This window comes from Saccharopolyspora tripterygii, assembly GCF_054778355.1.
Window position 1 is genome coordinate 23,822 of the sequence record NZ_BAAGZP010000004.1, and the last position, 21,834, is coordinate 45,655.

Sequence of the window (21,834 nt, forward strand, 5' to 3'; positions counted from 1 at the left end):
CGGGGGAGGACCCGAGGGCGCGAGGGGAAAAGCCGCAAGACATAATGCGTCGCGTGACAACGGCAGCGCCCTCAATCAGTCAACGCGTGCACTCGCTGAACCGACCCAACATGGTCAGCGTCGGCACCATCGTTTGGTTGGCCAGCGAGCTGATGTTCTTCGCTGGACTCTTCGCCATGTTCTTCACGGTGAAGGCGCAGAACGAGGGCGCGTGGCCACCACCGCCCACTCACCTGAACCTCCCGTACGCCCTCCCGTTCACGGTCATCCTGGTGGCGTCTTCGTTCACCTGCCAGTGGGGCGTGTTCGCGGCGGAGCGGGGTGACGTCTTCGGTCTCCGCCGGTGGTACGTGATCACGCTGATCATGGGCACGGTCTTCGTGCTCGGGCAGGCCGGTGAGTACTTCCAGTTGGTCACCGAGCACGCGACCACGATCGCGTCGTCGGCCTACGGAACGGTCTTCTACATGACGACCGGCTTCCACGGGCTGCACGTCATCGGCGGGTTGGTCGCGTTCGTCTTCCTGATCATCCGGACGAAGCTCAGCAAGTTCACGCCGGCTCAAGCCATCGCAGCGATCGTCGTGTCGTACTACTGGCACTTCGTGGACATCGTGTGGATCGGCCTCTTCGCCGTGATCTACCTCGTCCCGTGATCGCTCCTCCAGCGAGGAACCTCGATCGCCTGGCACGAACGAGGCCGAAACGAACACCCCGAACCGGACAGCAAGGGTTGCCGCACTCATGACCACCACTAAGAAACGGAACCGCGCGGGCTCGAAGCTCAAGCGGCGGATCTCCGGTGTACTGGCGCTGGGCATTGCGTTGGTGGGTGCCGGTGGGCTGTACACCGTCCTGACTCCCGAGCCGCAGACCGCGCACGCCGCCGCGGACCCGGCGCTGGTGAGGCAGGGCGAGCAGCTCTACAACAACGCCTGCATCAGCTGCCACGGATCCAACCTGCAGGGCGTGCAGGACCGTGGACCCAGCCTGACGGGCGTCGGCGAAGCCGCAGTGCACTTCCAGGTCGCCACCGGCCGCATGCCGATGGTCCGCCAGGAGGCGCAGGCGACGCGCAAGCCGCCGAAGTTCAGCCCGGAGGAGATCGACGCGCTGGGCGCGTACGTGCAGACCTACGGCGGTGGGCCGGAGGCGCAGAAGCAGGCCGGCGAGGCGCTGCAGGGCGGCGACCCGTCGCGCGGCGGCGAGCTCTACCGCTTGAACTGCGCGTCCTGCCACAACTTCACCGGGCGCGGCATCGCGATGTCTTCCGGCAAGTTCGCGCCGAACCTGGACCAGGCGACTGAGCAGGACATCTACCACGCGATGCTCACCGGCCCGCAGAACATGCCCAAGTTCTCGGACCGGCAGCTCACGCCGGAAGAGAAGAAGGACATCATCGCCTACGTCAAGTCCGTGACCAACGGCAACAACAACCCGGGTGGCAACTCCCTGGGTGGCTACGGGCCGGGACCGGAAACGGTCGTCGCCTGGGTCGTGGGTCTCGGTGCGCTGATCGGCCTCACCCTGTGGATCGGAGCCAGGGCATGAGCGAGCAAGAGAACAAGGACTACACCGAGGCCGAACTGGCCGAGATGAGCCGCGACGAGAAGATGCGGCTCGGCCTCGCCCTCGACGACGTCGAGCTCGTCGAGTACCGGGACAACTTCCCGGTCGAGGGCACCCGCGCCGAGCGCCGGGCCGAGCGGTCGGTGGCCGCCTGGTTCGCGCTGGCCGGTCTGTCCGGTCTGGCCTTCATCGCGGTGTTCATCTTCTGGCCGTGGAGCTACCAGCCCTCGACCGACCCGCAGGCGCACTTCATCTACTCGCTGTACAACCCGCTGATCGGTTTCTTCCTCGGCCTGTCCATCCTGGCCGTGGGCATCGGCGTCGTGCAGTACCAGAAGAAGTTCATCCCGCACGAGGTCGCGGTGCAGCAGCGCCACGACGGCCACGGTTCCAGCGAGGTCGACCGGCAGACGACCGCCGCGATCCTGGCCGACGCCGGGAACCGCAGCGGGATCGCCCGCCGCAAGATGATCACGCGTACCGCCGGCTTCGGCCTGGGTGCCTTCGGCCTGAGCGCCGGCGTGTTCGCCCTCGGCGGCATGGTCCGCAACCCCTGGGCCGAAGAGGGCCAGGCGTCGCTGCTGCACACCGGTTGGATGCCGGAGCACCCCGGCGAGAAGATCTACCTGCGACGGGACACTGGCAACCCGCACGACGTCTCGCTGCTGCGTCCCGAGGACATCGAGGCCGGTGGCTTCGAGACCGTCTTCCCATTCCGCGAAGCCTGGCGGCACGACGAGGAAGAGCTGATCACCTCGATGCGCAAGGGCGACGCGCCGGTCATGCTGATCCGGCTGCGCCCCGGCAGCAAGCCGCTCAAGCGCAAGGGCCAGGAAGACTTCAACTACGGCGACTACTACGCCTACTCGAAGATCTGCACCCACCTCGGTTGCCCGACGTCGCTTTTCGAGCAGCAGACCGGCCGTCTGCTCTGCCCGTGCCACCAGTCGCAGTTCGACGTGGTCAACACCTACGCGAAGCCGGTGTTCGGCCCTGCCACCCGCGCGCTGCCCCAGCTGCCGATCACGGTGGATGCGGACGGCTACTTCGTGGCGAAAGGCGACTTCATCGAGCCCGTCGGTCCGGCGTACTGGGAGCGTAAGTCATGAGTTCGATCACCACGCCCACGAAGGGAGAGAGCAAGCTGTACGGCAAAGTCGCGCACGCGGCCGACGAGCTGGACACGCGCTACAGGTTCGCTCCCGGCATGCGGCGGCAGCTGAACAAGGTCTTCCCGACGCACTGGTCGTTCTTGCTCGGCGAGATCGCGCTCTACACGTTCATCCTGCTGCTGGTCACGGGCACCTACCTGGCCTTCTTCTTCGACCCCTCCATGCAGGAGGTCGAGTACCAGGGCGTCTTCACCAACCTGCGCGGTGTGGAGATGTCCCGGGCCTTCGAGAGCACGCTGGACATCTCCTTCGAGGTCCGCGGCGGTCTGTTCGCCCGTCAGCTGCACCACTGGGCGGCGCTGCTGTTCATGGCGTCGATGGTGGCGCACATGCTCCGCATCTTCTTCACCGGCGCGTTCCGGCGCCCGCGTGAGACGAACTGGATGATCGGCGTCACGCTGTTCATCCTGGGCATGTTCGAGGGCTTCACCGGCTACTCGCTGCCGGACGACCTGCTCTCCGGCACCGGTGTCCGGATCGCCTCCGGCATCGCGATGTCGGTCCCGGTGCTGGGCACCTGGGTGCACTGGATCCTGTTCGGCGCGGAGTTCCCCGGCACCGACCTGATCCCCCGCTTCTACCTGTTCCACGTGTTCCTGCTGCCGGGTCTGATCCTGGGTCTGGTCGCGGCGCACCTCGCGCTGGTCTGGTACCAGAAGCACACCCAGTTCCCGGGCGTGAAGCGCACCGAGAGCAACGTGGTCGGCGTCCGGATCATGCCGGTGTTCGCGGTCAAGGCCGGTGCCTTCTTCGCGATCGTCGCGGGTGTCTGCGCGATCATGGCCGGTGTCTTCCAGATCAACGGCATCTGGAACCTGGGCCCGTACGTCGCCTCGCAGATCTCGGCGGCGTCGCAGCCCGACTGGTACATGATCTGGACGGACGGTTCGTCGCGCCTGTGGCCGGCCTGGGAGGTCTACCTGGGGCCGTTCACGATCCCGGCGGTGTTCTTCCCGACCGTGCTGTTCATGGGCATGATCTTCACGACCGCGATCATGTACCCCGCCATCGAGCGCAAGCTCAGCGGCGACGACGCGCACCACAACCTGCTGCAGCGTCCGCGCGACAACCCGGTACGCACCTCGCTGGGTGTCATGGCGCTGACGTTCTTCATGGTGCTGATGATCTCCGGTACGAACGACATCATCGCGTTCGAGTTCAACATCTCGCTGAACGCGATGACGTGGGGTGGACGCGTCGGCCTGCTCGTGCTGCCGCCGATCGCCTACTGGATCACCTACCGGATGTGCCTGGGTCTCCAGCACAGCGACCGGGAGGTGCTCGACCACGGCGTCGAGACCGGCATCATCAAGCGGCTCCCGCACGGTGAGTTCATCGAGGTCCACCAGCCGCTCGGCCCGGTGGACGACCACGGTCACCCGGAGGCGTTGCCCTACCAGGGCGCACCGGTGCCGAAGAAGATGAACGACCTGGGCGCGGCAGGGCGTCCGGTCGAGGGCAGCTTGCTGCGCCCCGACCCGGCCGACGAGACCGCCGCGCTGGAGCGGGCACGTCACCGCGACGCGGAGGAAAGCCCGGAGCTCACTGCGGGCAAGCCGTCGCAGAACGACGAGTAAGCGCTGAAGCCGAAACGGCCCGGTACCCCGAGCGGGTGCCGGGCCGTTTCGCTTCTCCAGCGGGCCGTCGAGGCGGTCGGTAGCGTGCCGGGCATGGCTACGCTGCAAGATCCGAAGGTCCGGGAGTTCCTCTCGCAAGGCACCCGCACCGGTCTGGTGGGGTTCACGGCAGCAGACGGACGTCCGCTGGTGGCGCCGGTGTGGTTCATCGTGGACGGCGACGTCCTGGTGTTCAACACCGGCAAGGGCTCCGCCAAGGGCAAGTCCCTGCTGCGCGATCCGAGGCTGACGCTGTGCGTCGACCTGCCGCAGCCCCCGTTCGCGTTCGTGCAGGTCCAGGGCACGGCGGAGATCTCGGAGGACAGGCAGGACCTCGTCGACACCGCCACCGCGATCGCGGCGCGCTACATCGGCCCGGACGAGGCCGAGCAGTACGGCATGCGCAACGGCGTCCCGGGCGAGCTCGTCGTCCGCCTGCGCCCGACCAAGATCAACGCTGCCTTCGACATGATCGCCTGATCGAGGCCTGGCGCGGTGTGGGGTGGGGAAGTTTTCATGAAAACTTCCCCACCCCACACCTGACCGGGTCAGTCGATGGCGGCGTAAGGGGTCCTGCCCGCGGTGGCCTTCTCCAGCCAGTTCCGCCAGGAACCCGCCGCGTTCGCGGGTTCCGTCCACGGGTCGGTGGTGCGCACCAGGCGGGTGCCGCCGGTGGTGAGCCAGCGGTAGATGACGCGGGTTTCGTCGGCGGTCGCTCCGTGCAGCGGCCCCGGGCCGTCCAGGACGGTTTCCGCCGACGCCTGCAGCACGTCCACGACCGGCATCGGGGGAACGCCGCGACGAGCCACCCCGGCGGAAGCCAGCCTGCCGTGCCGGACGACCGACAGGTGCCAGCCGCCGCGCCCGTCCGGGCGGGCGGCGACCAACTCCGGCACGGAGGCCAGCGCGGACAGCCGCTGACCCCGGTCCAGGGAGCGGACGAGTGAGGCGAGCCGGTCACGGTGGTCGGCGGCGTCCTCGTAGCGCTCGCCGTCGGAAAGCCGTTGCAGCTCCTCGCGAAGCCGCTCCAGCAGGTCGCCGCTGCGGCCGCGGATGACGTCCCTGATGGTGATGACCTCGGGCGCGTACTCCTCGGCGCTCTGCAGCCCGGCGCAGGGAGCCCCGCAGCGGCCCAGCTCGTGCAGCGCGCAGGGCCGTCCGGGCTTGCGCGGCGAGAGGCGATCGGTGCAGCGGCGGATCGTGGTCGCCGACTGCAGCGCGTCCACGGCGGTGGTCGCCGCGTGGCGGGAACCGAAGGGCCCCAACGCGTCGGCCCTCGGAGCGCGCACGACCGACAGCCTCGGGAACACCTCGTCGGTGAGCACCACCCACCAGGCGCGCTGCGGGAACTTCGACCGGCGGTTGTACCGCGGTTGGTGCGCGGACAGCAGCCGAAGCTCCCGCACCTCGGCTTCCAGCGGGTGGGAGCACTCCACGTGATCGACCCGCTCGGAGATGCCCACCATCTCCTTGACCCTGGCCCGCTTCTCCCCGGCGGTGAAGTACTGCCGCACGCGCCTGCGCAGGTCGGATGCGGTACCGACGTAGAGGACCTCGTCCTTGGGGCCGCGGAAGAGGTAGACGCCGGGGGAGTTGGGCAGCGAGTCGGCGAGGCCGCGCTTGCGCTTCTGCTGCGGGGTCACGTCGGGGAGGTGCCCGAGCAGGTCTTCCAGCGTGCGCACGCCGAGCGGGCCGAGCCGTTCGAGCAGGACGTGCAGCACGTCGACGGTGGCGCGGGCGTCGTCCAGCGCGCGGTGCACCGGTTCGGTCCGGGCGCCGAGGACGCGCGCCAGCGTGCCGAGCTTGTGGTTGGGCGTCTCGTCGCGGGTCAGGACCCGGCGGGCCAGCTTCACGGTGTCGACCACCTGCGGCTTCGGCCACGCCAGGTCGAGGCGCTCGCAACCGGCCCGCAGGAACCCGATGTCGAACGGCGCGTTGTGCGCGACCAGCACCGCTCCCCGGCAGAACTCCAGGAAGGCCGGGAGAACGCTGTCCCAGCGAGGTGCGTCGTGCACCATCGCCTCGGTGATGCCGGTGATCGACACGACCGAGGGCGGGATGCCGCGTTCCGGGTTCACCAGGGTGGCGAACTCGCCGAGCACCTCGCCGCCGCGGATCTTCACCGCCCCGATCTCGGTGACGGCGTCGTTCTGCCGGTCTCCGCCCGTGGTCTCGAGGTCGACCACCACGAACGTCGCCTCGTGCAGCGGGAGTTCGTCGGTGACGGCGATCTCGTCGAACGTCAGTTGGCGGTGCGCGGACATCATCGGCACGTTACGTCCCCCTACCGACATCGCAGCGCGTGCGTGTGCGCGAGACGGCGGCGATTAGCCTGTGGGGATGGCGACACCGAAATCGGGGCCGGACGGTCCCACCCCGGAGGAGTCTGCTGTGGACGGTTCCCAGCAGACTCCCGGTGCCGCGTTCGGAGATCCCGAGGAGCTGCCGCCTCCGCTGCGCGCCAGGCTCGCCGACCTGGCGGCGGGCGCCCTCGACGAGATGCGCTCGACCGATGTCCCCGCCGCGCTGCGCCCGGTGGTGCGCTTCGCCCCCGCCAAGCGGGCCAAGCTGGGACAACCGGCGCTGCTCGCCGCGCTCCGTGACTCCTCGGTGTTCCGCACCTCGGTGCTGGACTGGTGCCGCAACCACCGCCCGGAAGCGCTCGAACTGCAGAACCCGGATCCGGTGGCCGCCGGCGCGGCGGCGGTGCTGCAGGGCACCGCGTCCGCACCGCACTACGTGGAGCTGATCGCGTTCCGCAGCGAGCAGGGTCAGCTGCGCGCCGAGCGCGATTCGGCGCTCGCCAAGGTCGAGCGGTTGGCCGCCGAGGCGGAACGCCTCAAGGCCGAGCTGGCGCGAGCGAGGGAGTCCGCGGATCAGGCCGCGGGCAACGAGGAGGCCGACCGGCTGCGGAAGCGCCTGCGGGAGCAGGGAATGCGCCTGCGGGAGGCCAAGGACGCCGCCGAGGCCGCGCGCAGCGAGCTCGCGCTGGCCGGCGAGCATCGGGACGCGGCCGTCGCCGAGATCGCCGCTGAACGGGACCGCGAGCGCGACCGCGCGCAGGAGGAGCGGCAGCGCGCCGACCGCGCGGCTGCCGAGGTGCAGGTGGCCAGGGAGAGCGCCCGGGAGGCGCGGCAGGGCGACGAGGTCCGGCTGGCGCTGCTGCTGGAGACCTTGGAGGGCGCGGTCGGCGGCCTGCGCCGCGAGCTCGGCGCCGCCGGTTCCGGCCCGAGGCCGGCCGACGTCGTGCGGCGAGTCCGGGAGCAGACCGCGACGTCCGGCGAGGTCGGCGACATCGTCGCGCTGGACCGGCTGCTCGGGTTGCCCGCGGTGCACCTGATCGTCGACGGCTACAACGTCACCAAGACCGGGTATCCGGAACTGCCGCTGGCCGATCAGCGCGACCGGCTCGCCCACCAGCTCGCCGCGCTGGCCGCGCGCACGGGGGCGGAGGTCACGCTCGTCTTCGACGGCGCGGACGTGCTGGCGGTGCCCTCCGCCGGACCTCGTGGTGTGCGGGTGCTCTTCAGCGAACCCGGGGTGCAGGCCGACGACGTGATCCGCGATCTCGTGGCCGCCGAGCCCGGAGGACGTCAGGTGGTGGTGGCCACCTCGGATCGCGCGGTGGTGACCTCGGTGCAGCGGCGCGGCGCGTACGCGGTGTCCTCGGCGATGTTGTTGGCCCGGCTGAACAGGGTCTGACCGTTCGCCGCTCGCCTGGTGCCGCCCGTCGACTCGGGGGAGGTGCCCGAAGTCATAGTGGATCACTCCGGTACGCTCCGTATCCCGAAGGTGGGCGTGTTGTGGTGACAAGTCCAGGTGAAAGCGGAGCAAGATCCGTTACTGTGAGCGAGTGATTATCCTCCGTTAGAGGGATCTGGTCGCGCTCAGTAGAAATTGGGACCCGCTTCTAGACGTGTCGCCTCACCTTTCGTAACCTACCTGAGTCCTCGCGGCGATCAGTTGCTCATACCGGGCGACACGCGAGGCGCCGCTGATTCGGTTTTGTCGGGGAACCGGGCCGCGCTCCAGCGGGTTTTCCGCATGCGGTCAGGCGGTCGGATGCAGAAGGAGCTGTGCGCGACGTGGCGTCGCACGGAATCAAGCGCTCATTGCGAGGCGCCCTGGCCGCAACCGCGGTCGCTGCAGTCGTCGGCATGACCTCCGGCGGTGCCGCCCTCGCAGACCCGCCTCTCCCGAACAACGCCTCGGACGCGGCCAAGCAGGTCCGCGAGCTCCAGCACCAGGCTGAGCAGCTCACCGAGGACATGAAGAAGGCCGAGGACGACCACGAGGCCAAGAAGGCCGAACTGGGACGTGCCGAGGCCCAGGCCGCACAATCCGAGCAGGTCGCCAACCAGGCGCGCGGCGAGGAAGAGAAGTTCCGCGGCCAGGTCGACAAGCTCACCCACGCCTCGTACCAGGGCGCGCGGATGAGCAAGCTCTCCGCACTGCTGGTGAGCGAAACCCCCGATGACTTCCTGAACCGCGCGTCCGCGCTGGACGCGCTGGCCAAGGACAACAACGACGCCGTCAAGGCGCTGTCCCGGGCGACGCACCAGGCCCAGCAGGCCGAGGTGACCGCGAAGCAATCGCGCGACCAGGCCGCCCGGGCCGAGCAGGACGCCGCGCGGCTGGCCGAGGACATGAAGAACAAGTCCAAGGCCATGAAGGACCAGATCGAGAAGGTCGAGGAGAAGTACGCCGAGCTCAGCGGTGAGGACCAGGACTCGCTGATCTCCGACGGCGAGACCGGGGTCGGCTCGATCGCCGGTGCCGGTGCGGCGATCCAGGCCGTCAACTCCGCGCTCGGCAAGCAGGGCTCGCCCTACGTCTGGGGAGCCAAGGGGCCCAGCAGCTTCGACTGCTCCGGCCTCATGTACTGGGCGTACAAGCAGGCGGGCGTGAGCATCGGCGGTTCGACCAAGAGCCAGGTCACCGAGGGCAAGTCGGTGTCGGCGAGCCAGCTCAAGCCGGGCGACCTGATCTTCTACTACAGCCCGGTCAGCCACGTGTCGATGTACATCGGCAACGGCAAGGCCGTGCACGCCCCCACTTCGGGCGACGTGGTGAAGGTGACCGACTACAAGAAGATCGGTGACGTGACGGCGATGCGCCGCGTCGCGGGCTGATCCGCTCCAGTCGTGGTTCGGGGCCGGTGCCTTCGGGTGCCGGCCCCGAAATCTCTTCGCGTCCTGTTGGCGTCGACCGGTGCGGTGGACGCCTTTACGATGCGAGCCGTGTCTTCGACCGGGAAAGCGCGCGGCTGGGTCGTGCTCGCCGCGTCGGCCGCGGTGCTGGGCGGTCTCGCCTTCGTGGGGCTGCCGTCACCCGCTCCGGTCGAACCGCCGCCGACTCCTGCCACCGCTGAGCGAGCGGGACTGGCCGCCCGGTTGCCGGCCCCTGAGGTGGCCGTGCGCGAGCTGTTGATGCGTCGCGAGGAGTCGGTCCGGCAGGGCGACGAAGCGGCCTTCTCGGCCACTGTGGACCCGGAAGCACCGGCCGGGTTCCGGCAGCGGCAGCTGCAGCAGTTCCGCAACCTGCAGGCGGTGCCGCTCTCCCACTTCGGCTACCGGCTCGACGGTGTTCCGCTGGGGCACGCCCCGGTCGCCGGAGCGGACGAGGTGATGGCCTCCCGGGTGGCGCTGAGGTACTCGCTGTCCGGGGCGGATTCGGTCCCGACCGAGCGCCCGCTGGGCTACCTGTTCGTCCGGCGGGGCGCGTCCTGGTACCTCTCCGAGGACACCGGTGTGACGCCCGACGCGTGGCGCGGGCCGTGGGACTTCGGCCGGGTCGAGGTGCGGCGGACCGGTCGAGGGCTGGTCGTCGGTCACGACGCCGCCGCGGTCGACCGGGTCGCGGCGCAGCTGGACGCCGCCGTCGCGGACGTCACCGAGGTCTGGGGGAGCGGCTGGGCGCAGCGCGCGGGCGTGCTCGTGCCCAGCTCGCCGGAGGAGCTGCGGGCGCTGGTGGGGCCGGAGTTCGCGGTCGACGGCATCGCCGGTGTCGCGGTCGCCGATCTGGTGGACACCCGGACGAGACGGGTGGAGGGAGCGCGGGTGGTGCTGAGCCCGCGCACCACCGAACAGCTCCCGGACGTGGCGCTGGACGTCGTGCTGCGCCACGAGATCACCCACGTCGCGGCGCGAGCGGTCACCGCCGACGGCGCTCCGATGTGGATGCTGGAGGGCTACCCGGATTACATCGGCTACCGCAATAGCCGGCTCGCCCCTCGTGACATCGCTCCGGACCTGGCCCGCGCGTTCCGGGAGTCGGGCCCGCCGCTGCGGCTGCCGACCAACAGCGAGTTCCACCAGGCAGGACGTCGGCTGGACCTGGCCTACCAGCAGTCCTGGTCGGTGGTGCACTTCCTCGCGCAGCGCATCGGCGAGGACGGCCTCACCGACCTCTACCGGCGCATCGCGACGGCCACCGACCCCGACGCGGCCGAGACCGCGCTCTTCGAGGTGACGGGCATGACCTCGCCGCAGCTGCTGGCCGCCTGGGGAGCCGACCTGCAGCACTCCCTCGGCTGAGGCCCCCGGGAGCACGAACGGCGGTGCCGAGCCGGGGATCCGCCTCGTCGCACCGCCGCGTGTCACCCGGTTCCGCGTGGGAGGTGGCCCGGGTCGTAACCGGTACCGCCCGGGCGATGCGCGTCGCCCGGGCGGTACCGGTGGATCAGGAGTAGATCGACTCGATGTCGGCCGCGTGGTTCTCCGCGACCTTGTTGCGCTTGAGCTTCATGCTCGGGGTGAGCTCTCCGGTGGCCTCGGTGAAGTCCTCGGTGAGGATGCGGAACTGCTTGATCGCCTCCGCCCGGGACACCTGCTTGTTGGCCTCGTCGACGGCGCCCTGGACGTCGGCGCGCAGGTCCGGGTCCTTGATCAGCTCGTCCATCGGCGTGTCGGCCGGGCGGTTGTGGTTGGCCAGCCAGGACGGCACGAACTCGGGGTCGAGCGTGACCAGCACGCCGATGAACGGCTTCTGGTCGCCGACCACCATGCACTGGCTGATCAGCGGGTGGGAGCGCAGCGCGTCCTCCAGCGCGGCGGGGGCGACGTTCTTCCCGCCGGCGGTGACGATGATCTCCTTCTTGCGACCGGTGATCCGCAGGTAGCCGTCGTCGTCCAGGGAGCCCAGGTCGCCGGTGTGGAACCAGCCGTCCTCGATGGACTCCTCGGTGGCGGTCCGGTTGTTCCAGTACTCCTTGAACACCACGTCGCCCTTGATCAGCACCTCGCCGTCCTCGGCGATGCGGATCGAGGTGCCGGCCAGCGGGCGGCCGACGGTGCCGACCTTGAAGCCGTCCTCGACGTTCACCGCCGCCGCAGCGGTCGTCTCGGTCAGGCCGTAGCCCTCCAGCACCGGGACGCCGACACCGCGGAAGAAGTGCGCGAGCCGCTCGCCCAGCGGCGCGCCACCGGAGACCGCCGCGATGCAGCGACCGCCCAGCGCAGCGCGCAGCTTGCCGTAGACGAGCTTGTTGAACACCGCGTGCTTGGCCTTGAGGCCCAGCCCGGGACCGCCGGCGTCGAGGGCCTTGGAGTACTGGACCGCGGTCTCCTCGGCGGCGTCGAAGATCTTGCCCTTGCCGTCGCCGTGGGCCTTCTGCTTCGCGGTGTTGTAGACCTTCTCGAACACCCGCGGCACGGCCAGCACGAACGTCGGCCGGAACGAGCCGAGGTCGTTGATCAGGTCCTTGATGTCCGCGGTGTGGCCGAGGGTGACCTTGCCGTAGACGCACATGATGGTGATCGCGCGGGCGAGCACGTGGGCCATCGGCAGGAACATCAGCAGCGAGTTGCCCGACTTGGTCAGCTGCGGGAACGCGTCGATCTCGGCCCGCACCTCGGCGAGCACGTTGCGGTGGGTCAGCACGCAGCCCTTGGGCCGGCCGGTGGTGCCCGAGGTGTAGATGAGCGTCGCCACGTCCTCGGCGGTGACCGCCTTGCGCCGCTCGTGCACCTGCTGGTCGGGTACCTCCGCGCCGAGCGCGGTCAGCTCGTCGACCGCTCCGGCGGCGCCGCTCCCGGACGGGCCGTCGATCTGCCACACGTGGCGGACCTCGGAGAGCCTGTCGATGACCGTGTCGATCTCCGCGCGGTGCTCCTCGGTCTCCACGAACGCCGCCTTGGCCCCGGAGTCGGTGAGGATCCACTCGGCCTGGTCCGCCGAGGAGGTCTCGTAGATCGGGACTGTGATGCAACCGACAGTCCAGATCGCGAAGTCCAGCAGCGACCACTCGTACCGGGTGCGGGACATCAGCCCCACTCGGTCGCCGGGTTCCAGGCCTGCGGCGATCAGACCCTTGGCGACGGCCAGGACCTGCGCGGCGAAGTCGGCGGCGGTGACGTCGACCCAGGTGCCGTCCACCCGGCGCCGGAAGCTCACCGTGCTCCCGAAACGCTCCGCGTTGGCCCACACCATGTCGGTGAGGTTCTCGTCCTCAGCCACTTTGGTAGTGGCGGGCGCGCTGAACTCTCGCACGTCGAAACCTCCGAAGAAAAGCCTGTCTTGTGGGCACAACCTAACGCTCATGGTTACTGGGCGGTAGCCCCTGTTATCTGAGGCCACACCAGCGGACACAGCCTAGACCTCACCCAAGCGGACGAACGCCCACCGGGCGGCGGCGCGGCGCGCTCGCCGACGGTAGGCAGGAACAAGTGCACAACGGGCGGTGCGATCCGGCACCTCGGCCGATTAGGTTCGGGGGAACTCGTCTTCGTCGGGAATGAGGTTGGAAGTTGCGCGTTCACGTGGTGTCCGACGTCCACGGCAACGTGGAAGCGCTCAAGCGGGCCGGTGATGGCGCGGATGCCCTGGTCGTGCTCGGTGACCTGATCGACTTCGTCGACTACCACGATCACGGCAACGGCATCCTCGGCCGCGTCTTCGGGCCGGAGAAGGTCGCGCGGTTCGCGGAGCTGCGGCGCAGCCGCCGGGGACCGGAGTTCGGCGCCTACATCCGTTCGCTGTGGGCGAGCCTCACCGACCCGGCCCAGACCGTGGCCGACGCCGTGCGCGAGCAGTACGCGGAGCTGTTCGGCGCGATGACCGCGCCCACCTACGCGACGCCGGGCAACGTCGACGCGCCCTACCTGTGGCCCGAGTTCGAGCGCGAGGGCATCCGGGCGCTCGACGGGGAGACCGCCGAGATCGGCGGGCTGACGTTCGGCTTCGTCGGCGGGGTCCGGCTGCCCGAGGGAGCGACGCTGCGCACCCATTCGGCGTGGGTGCCCTACCTGCGCGTCGCCGAGGAGTACGACGCGGCGGTCGGCTCGCTGCCGCCGGTGGACGTGCTGTGCACCCACCAGCCGCCCGCCGTGCCGGAGCTGACCTACGACGTGGTCGCGCGCAGCCAGGAAGCCGGCGCGGTCAGCGTCCTGGAGCGCATCAACGCTGATCAGCCGCGGTGGTCGCTGTTCGGGCACGTGCACCAGCCGCTGTCGCAGCGGATGCGCGTCGGCCGCACCGAATGCGTCAACGTCGGGCACTTCAAGCGGACCGAGAAGCCCTACGTGCTGCGGTGGTGACCACCGCCCGAGGAGGTGAGTTTCGCGGACTTCGCAGAAACCTCGCTCCTCGTTGACGCCGCGCCGGGGGCTACCCGGTAACCTGCGCGCATGGTCGATCAGTCCACCCAGTCCATCGAGATCGAAGCTCCCGCTGCGCGGATCATGGCGGTCATCGCGGATTTCCCGGCGTACCCGGAGTGGGCGGAAGCGGTCAAGGAGACCGAGGTGCTCTCCCAGGACTCCGCGGGCAGCACCGAGCGGGTCCGGTTCGTGCTGGACGCGGGCGTGGTCAAGGACACCTACACCAACGTCTACAGCTGGGCCGCCGACGGGCTCTCGGTGAGCTGGGAGCTCACCGAGGGGCAGGTGCAGAAGGCGCAGAAGGGCAGCTACGCGCTCAAGCCGATCGGTGACGACCGCACCGAGGTGACCTACAGCCTCGCGGTCGACCTGGCGATCCCGATGATCGGCATGTTCCGGCGCAAGGCCGAGAAGATGATCATGGATACGGCGCTCAAGGAGCTCAAGCGCCGCGTGGAAGCCGAATAGACGACTCGTTGCGCATCCTGCTGTTCACCGGGAAGGGCGGGGTCGGGAAGACGACCCTGGCCGCGGCCACCGCTGCGCGCGTCGCGGGCGACGGTGGCAAGGTGCTCGCGGTGTCGACCGATCCCGCCCACTCGCTGGCGGACGCGCTCGCCGCGCGCCTGGACGCGCACCCCCGCGAAGTCCGCGTCGGTGACACCGGAGCCGTGCTGCACGCCGCCGAGGTGCAGACCCGCGACCTGGTCGACGGGACCTGGCGCGAACTGCGCGAGCACCTGGGAACTCTGTTGCGGGGCGCGGGAATCGGCGAGGTCGACGCCGAGGAGCTCACCGTGCTGCCCGGGGTGGAGGACCTGCTCGCCCTGACCGAGGTGCACCGGCTGGCCACCAGCGGCCTGTGGGACACCGTGATCGTCGACTGCGGCCCGACCGCCGAAACGCTGCGCCTGCTGGCGCTCCCGGAATCGCTCGCCGGGTACCTGGAGCGGCTGTTCCCCGCGCACCGCAGGGCGGTGCGCGGTCTGCTGGCCGGGATCGCGGGCAGTGACCAGGTCGAGCGCTGGGACTCCGTCGCCGACGGTCTCGGCAGGCTCGCCGAGCAGCTCGCCGAGCTCAAGGACATGCTGTCCGACCCGGGAACGAGCGTCCGGTTGGTGCTCACCCCGGAATCCGTCGTCGCCGCCGAGACCCGCAGGACGCTGACCGCGCTCGCGCTGCAGCGGATCCGGGTCGACGGGCTGGTCGCCAACCGCGTGGCGCCGCACCCGGGTTCGGCCAGGGGCGACGCCGCCGGCTGGCTGCGGACCCGTCGCAAGGAGCAGGAGGCGGTGCTCGACGCGATTCGCGCGGCCACCGAGCTGCCGCTGCGCACCGTCGAGCACCGGGCGGGTGAGCCGGTGGGCACCGAGCAGCTGCTGGAACTGAGCGCCGAGCTCTACGGCGACGGCGACCCGCTGGCCGCGGAGGCCTCAGTCCCCGAGATGCGGGTCGGTGGCGGCGGGAAGTCGCTGGACTCCGAGTACACGCTGCGGATCGGGCTGCCGCTGCACCCCGAGGCCGAGCTGGACCTGGCCCGGATCGGTCCCGAGCTGGCGATTACCGTCGACGGGCGGCGACGACTGGTCGCCCTGCCCGCTGTGCTGCAGCGGTGCGTGGTGACCTCGGCCGCGGCCGGCGACGACGGGCTGACCGTCCGGTTCCGTCCCGACCCCGATCTCTGGATGCGGTGAGGCGAGATGCGCGAGCACGATCGATTGCTCGAAGAGCTGCGGCTGCTGCTGGACGCCCTGGCCGGCAAGGCCGAGGAGTACCTGCGCGGTTGCGAGCGGGAACCGCAGCAGGGCGAGTCCGGTGCGGGCTGCGGGTGGTGTCCGCTGTGCGCGGCGATGGCCCTGGCGCGCGGGCAGCGTCCCGAGCTCAACGACCAGCTGCTGAGCATCGTCGCGCTGCTGCGGCAGGCGCTGGTCGACCACGACGTGCCCGAGCGGGGCGAGCCGGCGGAACCGCCGCAGCCGGAAGAACCGAAGGTGCAGCGCATCAAGGTCCAGCGGGTCGCCGGACCCGTGCTGGCGGAGAGCGACGCGGTGTGCTGACGATCGGCGTGGACGTGGGCGGCACCAGCGTGCGTGCCGCCGTGGCCGACGAGCACGGCCAGGTCCTGCAGACGCACCGGGTTCCGACCCCGAGAACGGGCGCTGAGCTGAACACGGCCATCGCCGACACCGTGCGGGTGCTCACCGACTGCTACTCGATCGACGGCGTCGGCCTCGCGGTCGCCGGGTTCGTCAGCGAGGACCGGCGGATGGTGCGCTTCGCGCCGCACCTGCCGTGGCGGCACGTCGCCGTCGCCGACGAGCTCTCGCACCGGTTGGGTCTGCCGGTGGTGCTCGAACACGACGCGAACGCCGCAGCGGTGGCCGAGCAGCGCTTCGGCGCCGCGGTCGGAGCCCGCGTCGCGGCCCTGGTGGCCATCGGCACCGGCATCGGCGGTGCGCTGGTGATCGACGGGGAGGTCTTCCGCGGTGCGTTCGGCGTAGCCCCGGAGCTCGGGCATCTGCGGTTGATGCCGGACGGCCGCGAGTGCCCGTGCGGGAAGCGCGGCTGCTGGGAGCGCTACTGCAGCGGAACGGCGCTGGCCGCCACCGCCGCCGAGCTCGCGGGGACCGCGAGCACGACGCTGCCCGCCCGTCCGTCCGGTGTGGACGTCGCCCGTGCGGCCGACGCCGGCGACGAGGTCGCGTTGCGCGCGATGGACGACCTGGGCCGGTGGCTGGGGGAGGGGCTGGCGCTGGTCGCCGACGTCTACGACCCCGAGGTCGTGGTCATCTCCGGAGGGGTGTCCGACTCCGCGCACCTGTTCATGGACACCGCCCGGCTGCGCTACGCCGAGGCGGTCACCGGCTCGGGACACCGACCGCTGGCCCGGGTTCGCGTCGCCCACCACGGGGACCCGGCCGCCATGATCGGCGCAGCGGCCATCGCCCGGCAGCACGTGCTGACCGGTCCCAGGGTCCCTTGATCAGATCTGCGCGCCGTCGTCGTCGGAATCGGCGGGCGGGGTGCGGCGGAGCCGGAACAGCAGCCAGCCGATCCCCGCGCTGATCAGCACGAGGCCCAGCGGGAGCTTCACCGTGGCGGCGATGCCCGCCAGCCCCGGGACCAGCAGCACCAGCACCCCGAGCACCACGACCCCGACCCCGAGGAACGTCGCGGGACGGGGGATCGGCAGCGGCGGGGGCTCCGGGGGGACGAAGTGCTCCTCTTCCTCCTCCGCTGGAGCCCAGTCGCGCGGCCCCTGGTCCCCGGTGCGCTCCACGGACTTCGGTTCTTCCGGGGGAGGAGTGGTGGCAGCGGCCGGACGGGCGTCCTCGTCGGAGGGCGGCTGAGCGGAATCCTCTTCGCCGGGCCACTTGCCGAACTTCGTGTCGCGCTCGAGATCGGCGACGATCTCGGCGAAGGCGGCGTCGATGTCCTCCGGGCCGTCGGAGGAGTTGTGGCGGGCGTTCATGCGGATTCCTTGACCCGCTCGTGGTGGACGCGGTGCGCGAAATCCACGCTGTCGCTGAAGATCCTCGGTGCGTCGTGGTCCAGGGTCGCCACGTGGTAGCTGTCGTGCAGCACGACCTCGGTGACGTCCTGGCTGGAGACCTCGTCGAGCACGATCGCCGAGTTCTCGGGCTCCACCACGTGATCGGTGGTCGAGTGCAGCAGCAGCAACGGCTGGCGGACGGCGCCGAGGTCCGCGCGCACCACCCCCCACAGCTGCTGGAGGCTCGCCATGCCGCGCAGCGGCAGCCGCGAGTAGGCCAGTTCGACGACGTCGGGCTTGGCGATGTCACCGGCGATGGCGGCCAGCGACGGCACGACCCGGCTGAGCACCGGTAGCAGCTTCGCCTCCTTGCGCAGCGTCATGACCGAGGGGTTGACCAGCACGATCCCCGCGATGTCGGGGTGCTGCTCGGCGAGCCGCAGCGTCAGCGTGCCGCCCATCGAGAGGCCGAACACGAACACCGACCGGCACCGGCCGCGTAGCTCGTCGAGCTCCCGCTCGACGGTGGCGTACCAGTCGCGCCAGGTCGTCCGGTTGAGGTCCTGCCACCGCGATCCGTGCCCGGGGAGGAGCGGGCAGCGCACCGTGCAGCCGGCTTCGGCCAGGTGTTCGGCCCAGGCCCGCATGCTCTGCGGCGTGCTGGTGAAGCCGTGGCACAGCAGCACACCGATGTCGTTGGAGCCCTCGTGCGCGAATGGTTCTGCACCCACTAGCACTGACCCTGTTCCTCCCACCCGTGAACCTCCCCATCCGGCTCGAACGCCACGGGGCCGGTGTGCCTGTTGCGCTTCATCGTCGCACGCGCGGCCGAGGATTGGGACTGGCTCGACTGGCCTGAGGCCATAGCAGGTGTGACGTGATCGGTTTCGCGCCGGTGCGCATTGTGCGCGATGTGCGTGCTCCGTACGCTGAACAGCACCATTTCACGCGTGAGGAGGCGGCGGCGCCGTGATGTACTGGGTGATGAAACACCTACTGCTCGGTCCCCTCATGAAGTTGTTCTGCCGGCCGCGCGTTGAAGGCGTTGAGCAGATCCCGCGTGAGGGCGGCGCGATCCTGGTCAGCAACCACATGGCAGTCGCCGACTCGTTCTTCATGCCCCTGATGATGCCGCGCAGGGTGACGTTCTTGGCCAAGCGCGAGTACTTCACCGGCACCGGTGTGCGCGGCAAGTTCAAGAAGGCCTTCTTCTCCGGCGTCGGCCAGGTGCCGATCGACCGCTCCAGCGGTGCCGCGGCCCAAGCCGCTCTGGACACCGGCGTGCGGTTGCTGTCGGAGGGCAAGCTGCTCGGGGTCTACCCGGAGGGCACCCGCTCCCCGGACGGCCGGCTCTACAAGGGCAAGACAGGCGTCGCCCGGATGGCGCTGGAGTCGGGGATGCAGGTCATCCCGATCGCGATGTACGGCACCGACAAGGTCAACCCGATCGGCTCCAAGATGTGGTGGCCGCACAAGGTCGTGGTCAAGGTCGGTGAGCCGCTGGACTTCTCCCGCTACGAGGGGATGGCCGGAGACCGCTTCGTCGAGCGCTCGATCACCGACGAGATCATGTACGCGCTGATGGAGCTCTCCGGCCAGGAGTACGTCGACGTCTACGCCTCCTCCGTCAAGGACGAGCTGGCAGCGCAGGGCAACGACCTGGGCGGCTGGAGCAGCAGTTCCGCGTCGCGCGTGCCGGAGTCGAAGGCGGGCTGACGGGCCGGGCCCAGGAGCTCGGGCGACGCCGCATACGCTTCGCGGGTGCGGTACTTCTACGACTGCGAGTTCATCGAGGACGGGCGGACCATCGATCTGGTGTCGATCGGGGTGGTCGACGAAACGGGTCGCGAGTTCTACGCGGTGTCCACCGAGTTCGACGCGGCCCGGGCGGGCGCCTGGGTGCGCGAGCACGTCCTCCCGCAGCTGCCGCCCCCCGCCGAGCAGTGCTGGAAGTCCCGCTCGCGCATCCGCGAGGACCTCTACAAGTTCTTGACCTCGCGCGGCGGGAACATCGAGATGTGGGCCTGGTACGCGGCCTACGACCACGTCGCGCTGGCCCAGCTGTGGGGCCCGATGCCCACGCTGCCCTCCCGGATCCCCAAGTTCACCCGCGATCTCCGGCAGCGCTGGGAGGACGTCGGCAAGCCCAAGCTGCCGTCGGCCCCGACCAACGCCCACGACGCCCTCGCCGATGCGAAGCACAACCTCGAACGGTGGAAGGTGATCGAAGAAGTGCAGCGCAAACGCGGTTTTCCCTTGTGACGCGCTCCAGTGGTCGCTGCGCTCGGGGGTGCCGGTGGTGGGGAAGTTTTCATGAAAACTTCCCTCACCCCCACACCTCCCACACGTGAGACACCTCAGACAGCGGCTGCCGCCGCTACCGCTCTTCGTCGTCCCGGTGATCTCGACCGGCGGGTATTCGCGCCAGGTCCTTGCTGCACCGATCCAGTCCGTGCCACGCTGATCTCCGGGGGGAGACGTGGATCACCCAACGGGTTGGACTCAAGGAGGCGGCAACAGCGATGCCGGCTGGAATGCGTGTCGGAGTGCTCACCGGTGGCGGCGATTGCCCTGGGCTGAACGCGGTGCTCCGCGCGGTGACCCGCAAGGGGATTTCGGTGTACGAGCACGAAATCCTCGGATTCCGCAGCGGATGGCAGGGCCCGATCGAGGGCCTGACGACACCGCTGACGTTGGACAAGGTGGAGGAGATCCTCAACCGCGGTGGCACGATCCTCGGGTCCTCGCGCACGAATCCGTACAAGATCGATGACGGTGTCTCCCGGCTCAAGGAGACCGTCGCCGAGCACCGCGTGGACGCGCTGATCGCGATCGGCGGCGAGGACACGCTGGGAGTCGCCGAGCAGCTCACCCACGACGGCGTTCCCGTGGTGGGTGTGCCCAAGACGATCGACAACGATCTCGACGCCACCGACTACACCTTCGGTTTCGACACCGCGGTGCACATCGCGACCGAGGCCATCGACCGGCTGCGCACCACCGCGGAATCGCACCACCGGGCGCTGGTCGTCGAGGTGATGGGCCGGCACGCGGGATGGATCGCGCTGCACTCCGGCCTGGCCGGTGGTGCCAACGTGATCCTGGTGCCGGAGCAGGAGTTCAGCGTCGAGAAGGTCGTCGAGTGGGTCGAGCAGCGCTTCGAGCGCCAGTACGCGCCGATCATCGTCGTCGCGGAGGGCGCGGTCCCAGCCGGCGGCGAGGAACTCCTCGTCACCGGTGAGAAGGACGCCTTCGGGCACGTCCGGCTCGGCGGCGTCGGCACCTGGCTGGCCGACGAGATCTCCCGCCGCACCGGCAAGGAGTCGCGCGCGGTCGTGCTCGGCCACACCCAGCGCGGCGGCACGCCGACGGCCTACGACCGGGTGCTGGCCACTCGTTTCGGGCTGCACGCCATCGACGCCATCACCGACGGGGATTTCGGCAAGATGGTCGCGCTGCGCGGCACCGACATCGTCCGCGTCCCGCTGAGCGAGGCGACCGCGTCGCTCAAGACGGTGCCGAAGGAACGCCTCGCCGAAGCCGAGGTCCTGTTCGGCTGATCTCGCACGGAACGCGGGGAGCTCCACCGGAGCTCTCCGCGTCCGCCTTCACGCCTCGTCGATCTCGATGAAGCTCTCCAACGACGCGAAGTCCTTGATGTTCCTGGTGTAGAGCCGGGCGTCGTGGGCGTGCGCGGTCGCTGCGATCAGGAGATCCATCGTGCGGGCGCGCGGTTGCCTGCCCGATCTCGCCACGGCGGCGGCGAGCTCGCCGTAGCTGGCAGCGACGGCGTCGTCGACCGGTAGCGGATCAAACCGCTTCGAGAGGGCCGAAAGACGACGAAGTCGATCTGCCCTTGCTTGTTCGTCCTTGGCGATCAGCACGCCGAAGTGAAGCTCGGCCATGGTCGCGGCGCTGATCGCCAGCTCGCCGGGGATCGGCGCGGCGTCGCTGGCGATGACGACGCTGGTGTCGAGGATCGCCCTCACGCCTCGTCCCAGGGATCGCGGAGTTCCTGGTCGATGAGGTCGCGGTCGGCATCCCAGCCTCGATCGGGTGCGCCCACGAAGATGTCGGCGATCCCCTCGAAGGTCTGCCAACGCTGCGGGCCGGTGATCGGCACCAGTCGTGCGCTCGGACGCCCGGCGACCGTGATGGTGACCTCGTCTCCGGCTTCGACCTGCCGAACGAGATCGGAAGCGTGTTGCCGAAGTTCACGCAGGCCTACGGTGGTGACCTCTGCTGTCATGGGGCCATGGTAGCGCATGTGCTACATCCGGGATCGCGGATGTGCTGCCGCCTCGTTCCAGCATGTGGACCTGGGGTTTCGCCCGGATAGGCTCTTCCTTCGCGATTCGAACGGTTCGCAGCGTCGCGGCCGGCAG

Annotated in this window: 22 protein-coding genes; 16 read left to right on the top strand and 6 right to left on the bottom strand. The window is 69.8% G+C overall.

The genetic code is table 11. The features are described from left to right. Window positions 1-44 precede the first annotated feature (44 nt). From ctaE to ACYVF3_RS02840, 5 genes are all read left to right on the top strand, one after another. Entirely contained in the window at window positions 45-656 is a 612-nt protein-coding gene (ctaE, locus tag ACYVF3_RS02820; RefSeq protein ID WP_132672553.1) for an aa3-type cytochrome oxidase subunit III, read from the top strand. 88 nt (window positions 657-744) lie between these two features. Next, window positions 745-1,551, top strand: coding sequence for a cytochrome bc1 complex diheme cytochrome c subunit (gene qcrC / locus ACYVF3_RS02825; RefSeq protein WP_461152669.1), 807 nt, complete (start codon window positions 745-747; stop codon window positions 1,549-1,551). Continuing rightward, window positions 1,548-2,678 carry a cytochrome bc1 complex Rieske iron-sulfur subunit gene (gene qcrA / locus ACYVF3_RS02830; RefSeq protein ID WP_461152670.1) on the top strand — a complete coding sequence of 377 codons (1,131 nt, stop codon included), beginning with the start codon at window positions 1,548-1,550 and terminating at the stop codon, window positions 2,676-2,678. Before qcrC ends, qcrA begins: the two co-directional genes overlap by 4 nt. Further along, entirely contained in the window at window positions 2,675-4,318 is a 1,644-nt protein-coding gene (qcrB, locus tag ACYVF3_RS02835) for a cytochrome bc1 complex cytochrome b subunit (RefSeq protein WP_461152671.1), read from the top strand. Before qcrA ends, qcrB begins: the two co-directional genes overlap by 4 nt. 93 nt (window positions 4,319-4,411) lie before the next feature. Continuing rightward, window positions 4,412-4,837 (top strand): PPOX class F420-dependent oxidoreductase, encoded by a 426-nt coding sequence (locus ACYVF3_RS02840; protein ID WP_461152672.1) that lies wholly within the window; start codon window positions 4,412-4,414, stop codon window positions 4,835-4,837. A gap of 68 nt (window positions 4,838-4,905) precedes the next feature. On the opposite strand, the gene ACYVF3_RS02845 is transcribed toward ACYVF3_RS02840, so the two are convergent. Continuing rightward, on the bottom strand, window positions 4,906-6,621 hold the full coding sequence (locus ACYVF3_RS02845; RefSeq protein ID WP_461152673.1) for a DEDD exonuclease domain-containing protein: 1,716 nt from the start codon (window positions 6,619-6,621) through the stop codon (window positions 4,906-4,908). Between the two features lie 76 nt (window positions 6,622-6,697). On the opposite strand from ACYVF3_RS02845, the gene ACYVF3_RS02850 reads away from it, so the two are divergent. The 3 genes from ACYVF3_RS02850 (at window position 6,698) to ACYVF3_RS02860 (ending at window position 10,893) form a co-directional block, all read left to right on the top strand. Further along, window positions 6,698-8,059 carry an NYN domain-containing protein gene (locus tag ACYVF3_RS02850; protein WP_461152674.1) on the top strand — a complete coding sequence of 454 codons (1,362 nt, stop codon included), beginning with the start codon at window positions 6,698-6,700 and terminating at the stop codon, window positions 8,057-8,059. Window positions 8,060-8,442: 383 nt separating this feature from the next. Further along, window positions 8,443-9,489 carry a C40 family peptidase gene (locus tag ACYVF3_RS02855; RefSeq protein ID WP_461152675.1) on the top strand — a complete coding sequence of 349 codons (1,047 nt, stop codon included), beginning with the start codon at window positions 8,443-8,445 and terminating at the stop codon, window positions 9,487-9,489. A gap of 99 nt (window positions 9,490-9,588) precedes the next feature. Then, window positions 9,589-10,893 (top strand): basic secretory protein-like protein, encoded by a 1,305-nt coding sequence (locus ACYVF3_RS02860; RefSeq protein ID WP_461152676.1) that lies wholly within the window; start codon window positions 9,589-9,591, stop codon window positions 10,891-10,893. Window positions 10,894-11,038: 145 nt separating this feature from the next. Here ACYVF3_RS02860 and ACYVF3_RS02865 read toward each other — a convergent pair whose 3' ends face one another. Continuing rightward, window positions 11,039-12,847, bottom strand: coding sequence for an AMP-dependent synthetase/ligase (locus ACYVF3_RS02865; protein ID WP_461152677.1), 1,809 nt, complete (start codon window positions 12,845-12,847; stop codon window positions 11,039-11,041). Window positions 12,848-13,104: 257 nt separating this feature from the next. Between ACYVF3_RS02865 and ACYVF3_RS02870 the strand changes: the two genes are divergently transcribed. The 5 genes from ACYVF3_RS02870 to ACYVF3_RS02890 all read left to right on the top strand — a co-directional run bounded on the left by ACYVF3_RS02870 (window position 13,105) and on the right by ACYVF3_RS02890 (window position 16,939). Beyond that, complete coding sequence (locus ACYVF3_RS02870) at window positions 13,105-13,893, top strand: metallophosphoesterase family protein (RefSeq protein ID WP_461152678.1); 789 nt, start codon at window positions 13,105-13,107, stop codon at window positions 13,891-13,893. A 90-nt stretch (window positions 13,894-13,983) separates the two neighbouring features. Continuing rightward, window positions 13,984-14,424 carry an SRPBCC family protein gene (locus tag ACYVF3_RS02875; RefSeq protein ID WP_461152679.1) on the top strand — a complete coding sequence of 147 codons (441 nt, stop codon included), beginning with the start codon at window positions 13,984-13,986 and terminating at the stop codon, window positions 14,422-14,424. Between the two features lie 8 nt (window positions 14,425-14,432). Further along, entirely contained in the window at window positions 14,433-15,650 is a 1,218-nt protein-coding gene (locus ACYVF3_RS02880) for an ArsA family ATPase (RefSeq protein ID WP_461152680.1), read from the top strand. A gap of 6 nt (window positions 15,651-15,656) precedes the next feature. Beyond that, window positions 15,657-16,013 carry a hypothetical protein gene (locus ACYVF3_RS02885; protein WP_461152681.1) on the top strand — a complete coding sequence of 119 codons (357 nt, stop codon included), beginning with the start codon at window positions 15,657-15,659 and terminating at the stop codon, window positions 16,011-16,013. Next, window positions 16,007-16,939 (top strand): ROK family protein, encoded by a 933-nt coding sequence (locus tag ACYVF3_RS02890; RefSeq protein ID WP_461152682.1) that lies wholly within the window; start codon window positions 16,007-16,009, stop codon window positions 16,937-16,939. The genes ACYVF3_RS02885 and ACYVF3_RS02890 overlap by 7 nt, the downstream gene beginning before the upstream one ends. Here ACYVF3_RS02890 and ACYVF3_RS02895 read toward each other — a convergent pair whose 3' ends face one another. Both ACYVF3_RS02895 and ACYVF3_RS02900 read right to left on the bottom strand, forming a co-directional pair. Beyond that, window positions 16,940-17,428, bottom strand: coding sequence for a DUF308 domain-containing protein (locus ACYVF3_RS02895; RefSeq protein ID WP_461152683.1), 489 nt, complete (start codon window positions 17,426-17,428; stop codon window positions 16,940-16,942). Beyond that, window positions 17,425-18,186 (bottom strand): alpha/beta hydrolase, encoded by a 762-nt coding sequence (locus ACYVF3_RS02900; RefSeq protein ID WP_461152684.1) that lies wholly within the window; start codon window positions 18,184-18,186, stop codon window positions 17,425-17,427. Before ACYVF3_RS02900 ends, ACYVF3_RS02895 begins: the two co-directional genes overlap by 4 nt. Before the next feature lie 232 nt (window positions 18,187-18,418). On the opposite strand from ACYVF3_RS02900, the gene ACYVF3_RS02905 reads away from it, so the two are divergent. From ACYVF3_RS02905 to ACYVF3_RS02915, 3 genes are all read left to right on the top strand, one after another. Further along, window positions 18,419-19,165 (top strand): lysophospholipid acyltransferase family protein, encoded by a 747-nt coding sequence (locus tag ACYVF3_RS02905; RefSeq protein ID WP_461152685.1) that lies wholly within the window; start codon window positions 18,419-18,421, stop codon window positions 19,163-19,165. 45 nt (window positions 19,166-19,210) lie between these two features. Beyond that, on the top strand, window positions 19,211-19,711 hold the full coding sequence (locus ACYVF3_RS02910) for a polyadenylate-specific 3'-exoribonuclease AS (RefSeq protein WP_145742301.1): 501 nt from the start codon (window positions 19,211-19,213) through the stop codon (window positions 19,709-19,711). Window positions 19,712-19,983: 272 nt separating this feature from the next. After that, a complete protein-coding gene (locus tag ACYVF3_RS02915) occupies window positions 19,984-21,009 on the top strand; it encodes a 6-phosphofructokinase (protein WP_461152782.1) in 1,026 nt (341 codons plus the stop codon). Window positions 21,010-21,057: 48 nt separating this feature from the next. On the opposite strand, the gene ACYVF3_RS02920 is transcribed toward ACYVF3_RS02915, so the two are convergent. Together ACYVF3_RS02920 and ACYVF3_RS02925 are read right to left on the bottom strand one after the other, a co-directional pair. Next, on the bottom strand, window positions 21,058-21,438 hold the full coding sequence (locus tag ACYVF3_RS02920) for a PIN domain-containing protein (RefSeq protein WP_461152686.1): 381 nt from the start codon (window positions 21,436-21,438) through the stop codon (window positions 21,058-21,060). Next, a complete protein-coding gene (locus tag ACYVF3_RS02925) occupies window positions 21,435-21,698 on the bottom strand; it encodes a type II toxin-antitoxin system Phd/YefM family antitoxin (RefSeq protein ID WP_461152687.1) in 264 nt (87 codons plus the stop codon). The genes ACYVF3_RS02920 and ACYVF3_RS02925 overlap by 4 nt, the downstream gene beginning before the upstream one ends. Window positions 21,699-21,834: the final 136 nt, after the last annotated feature.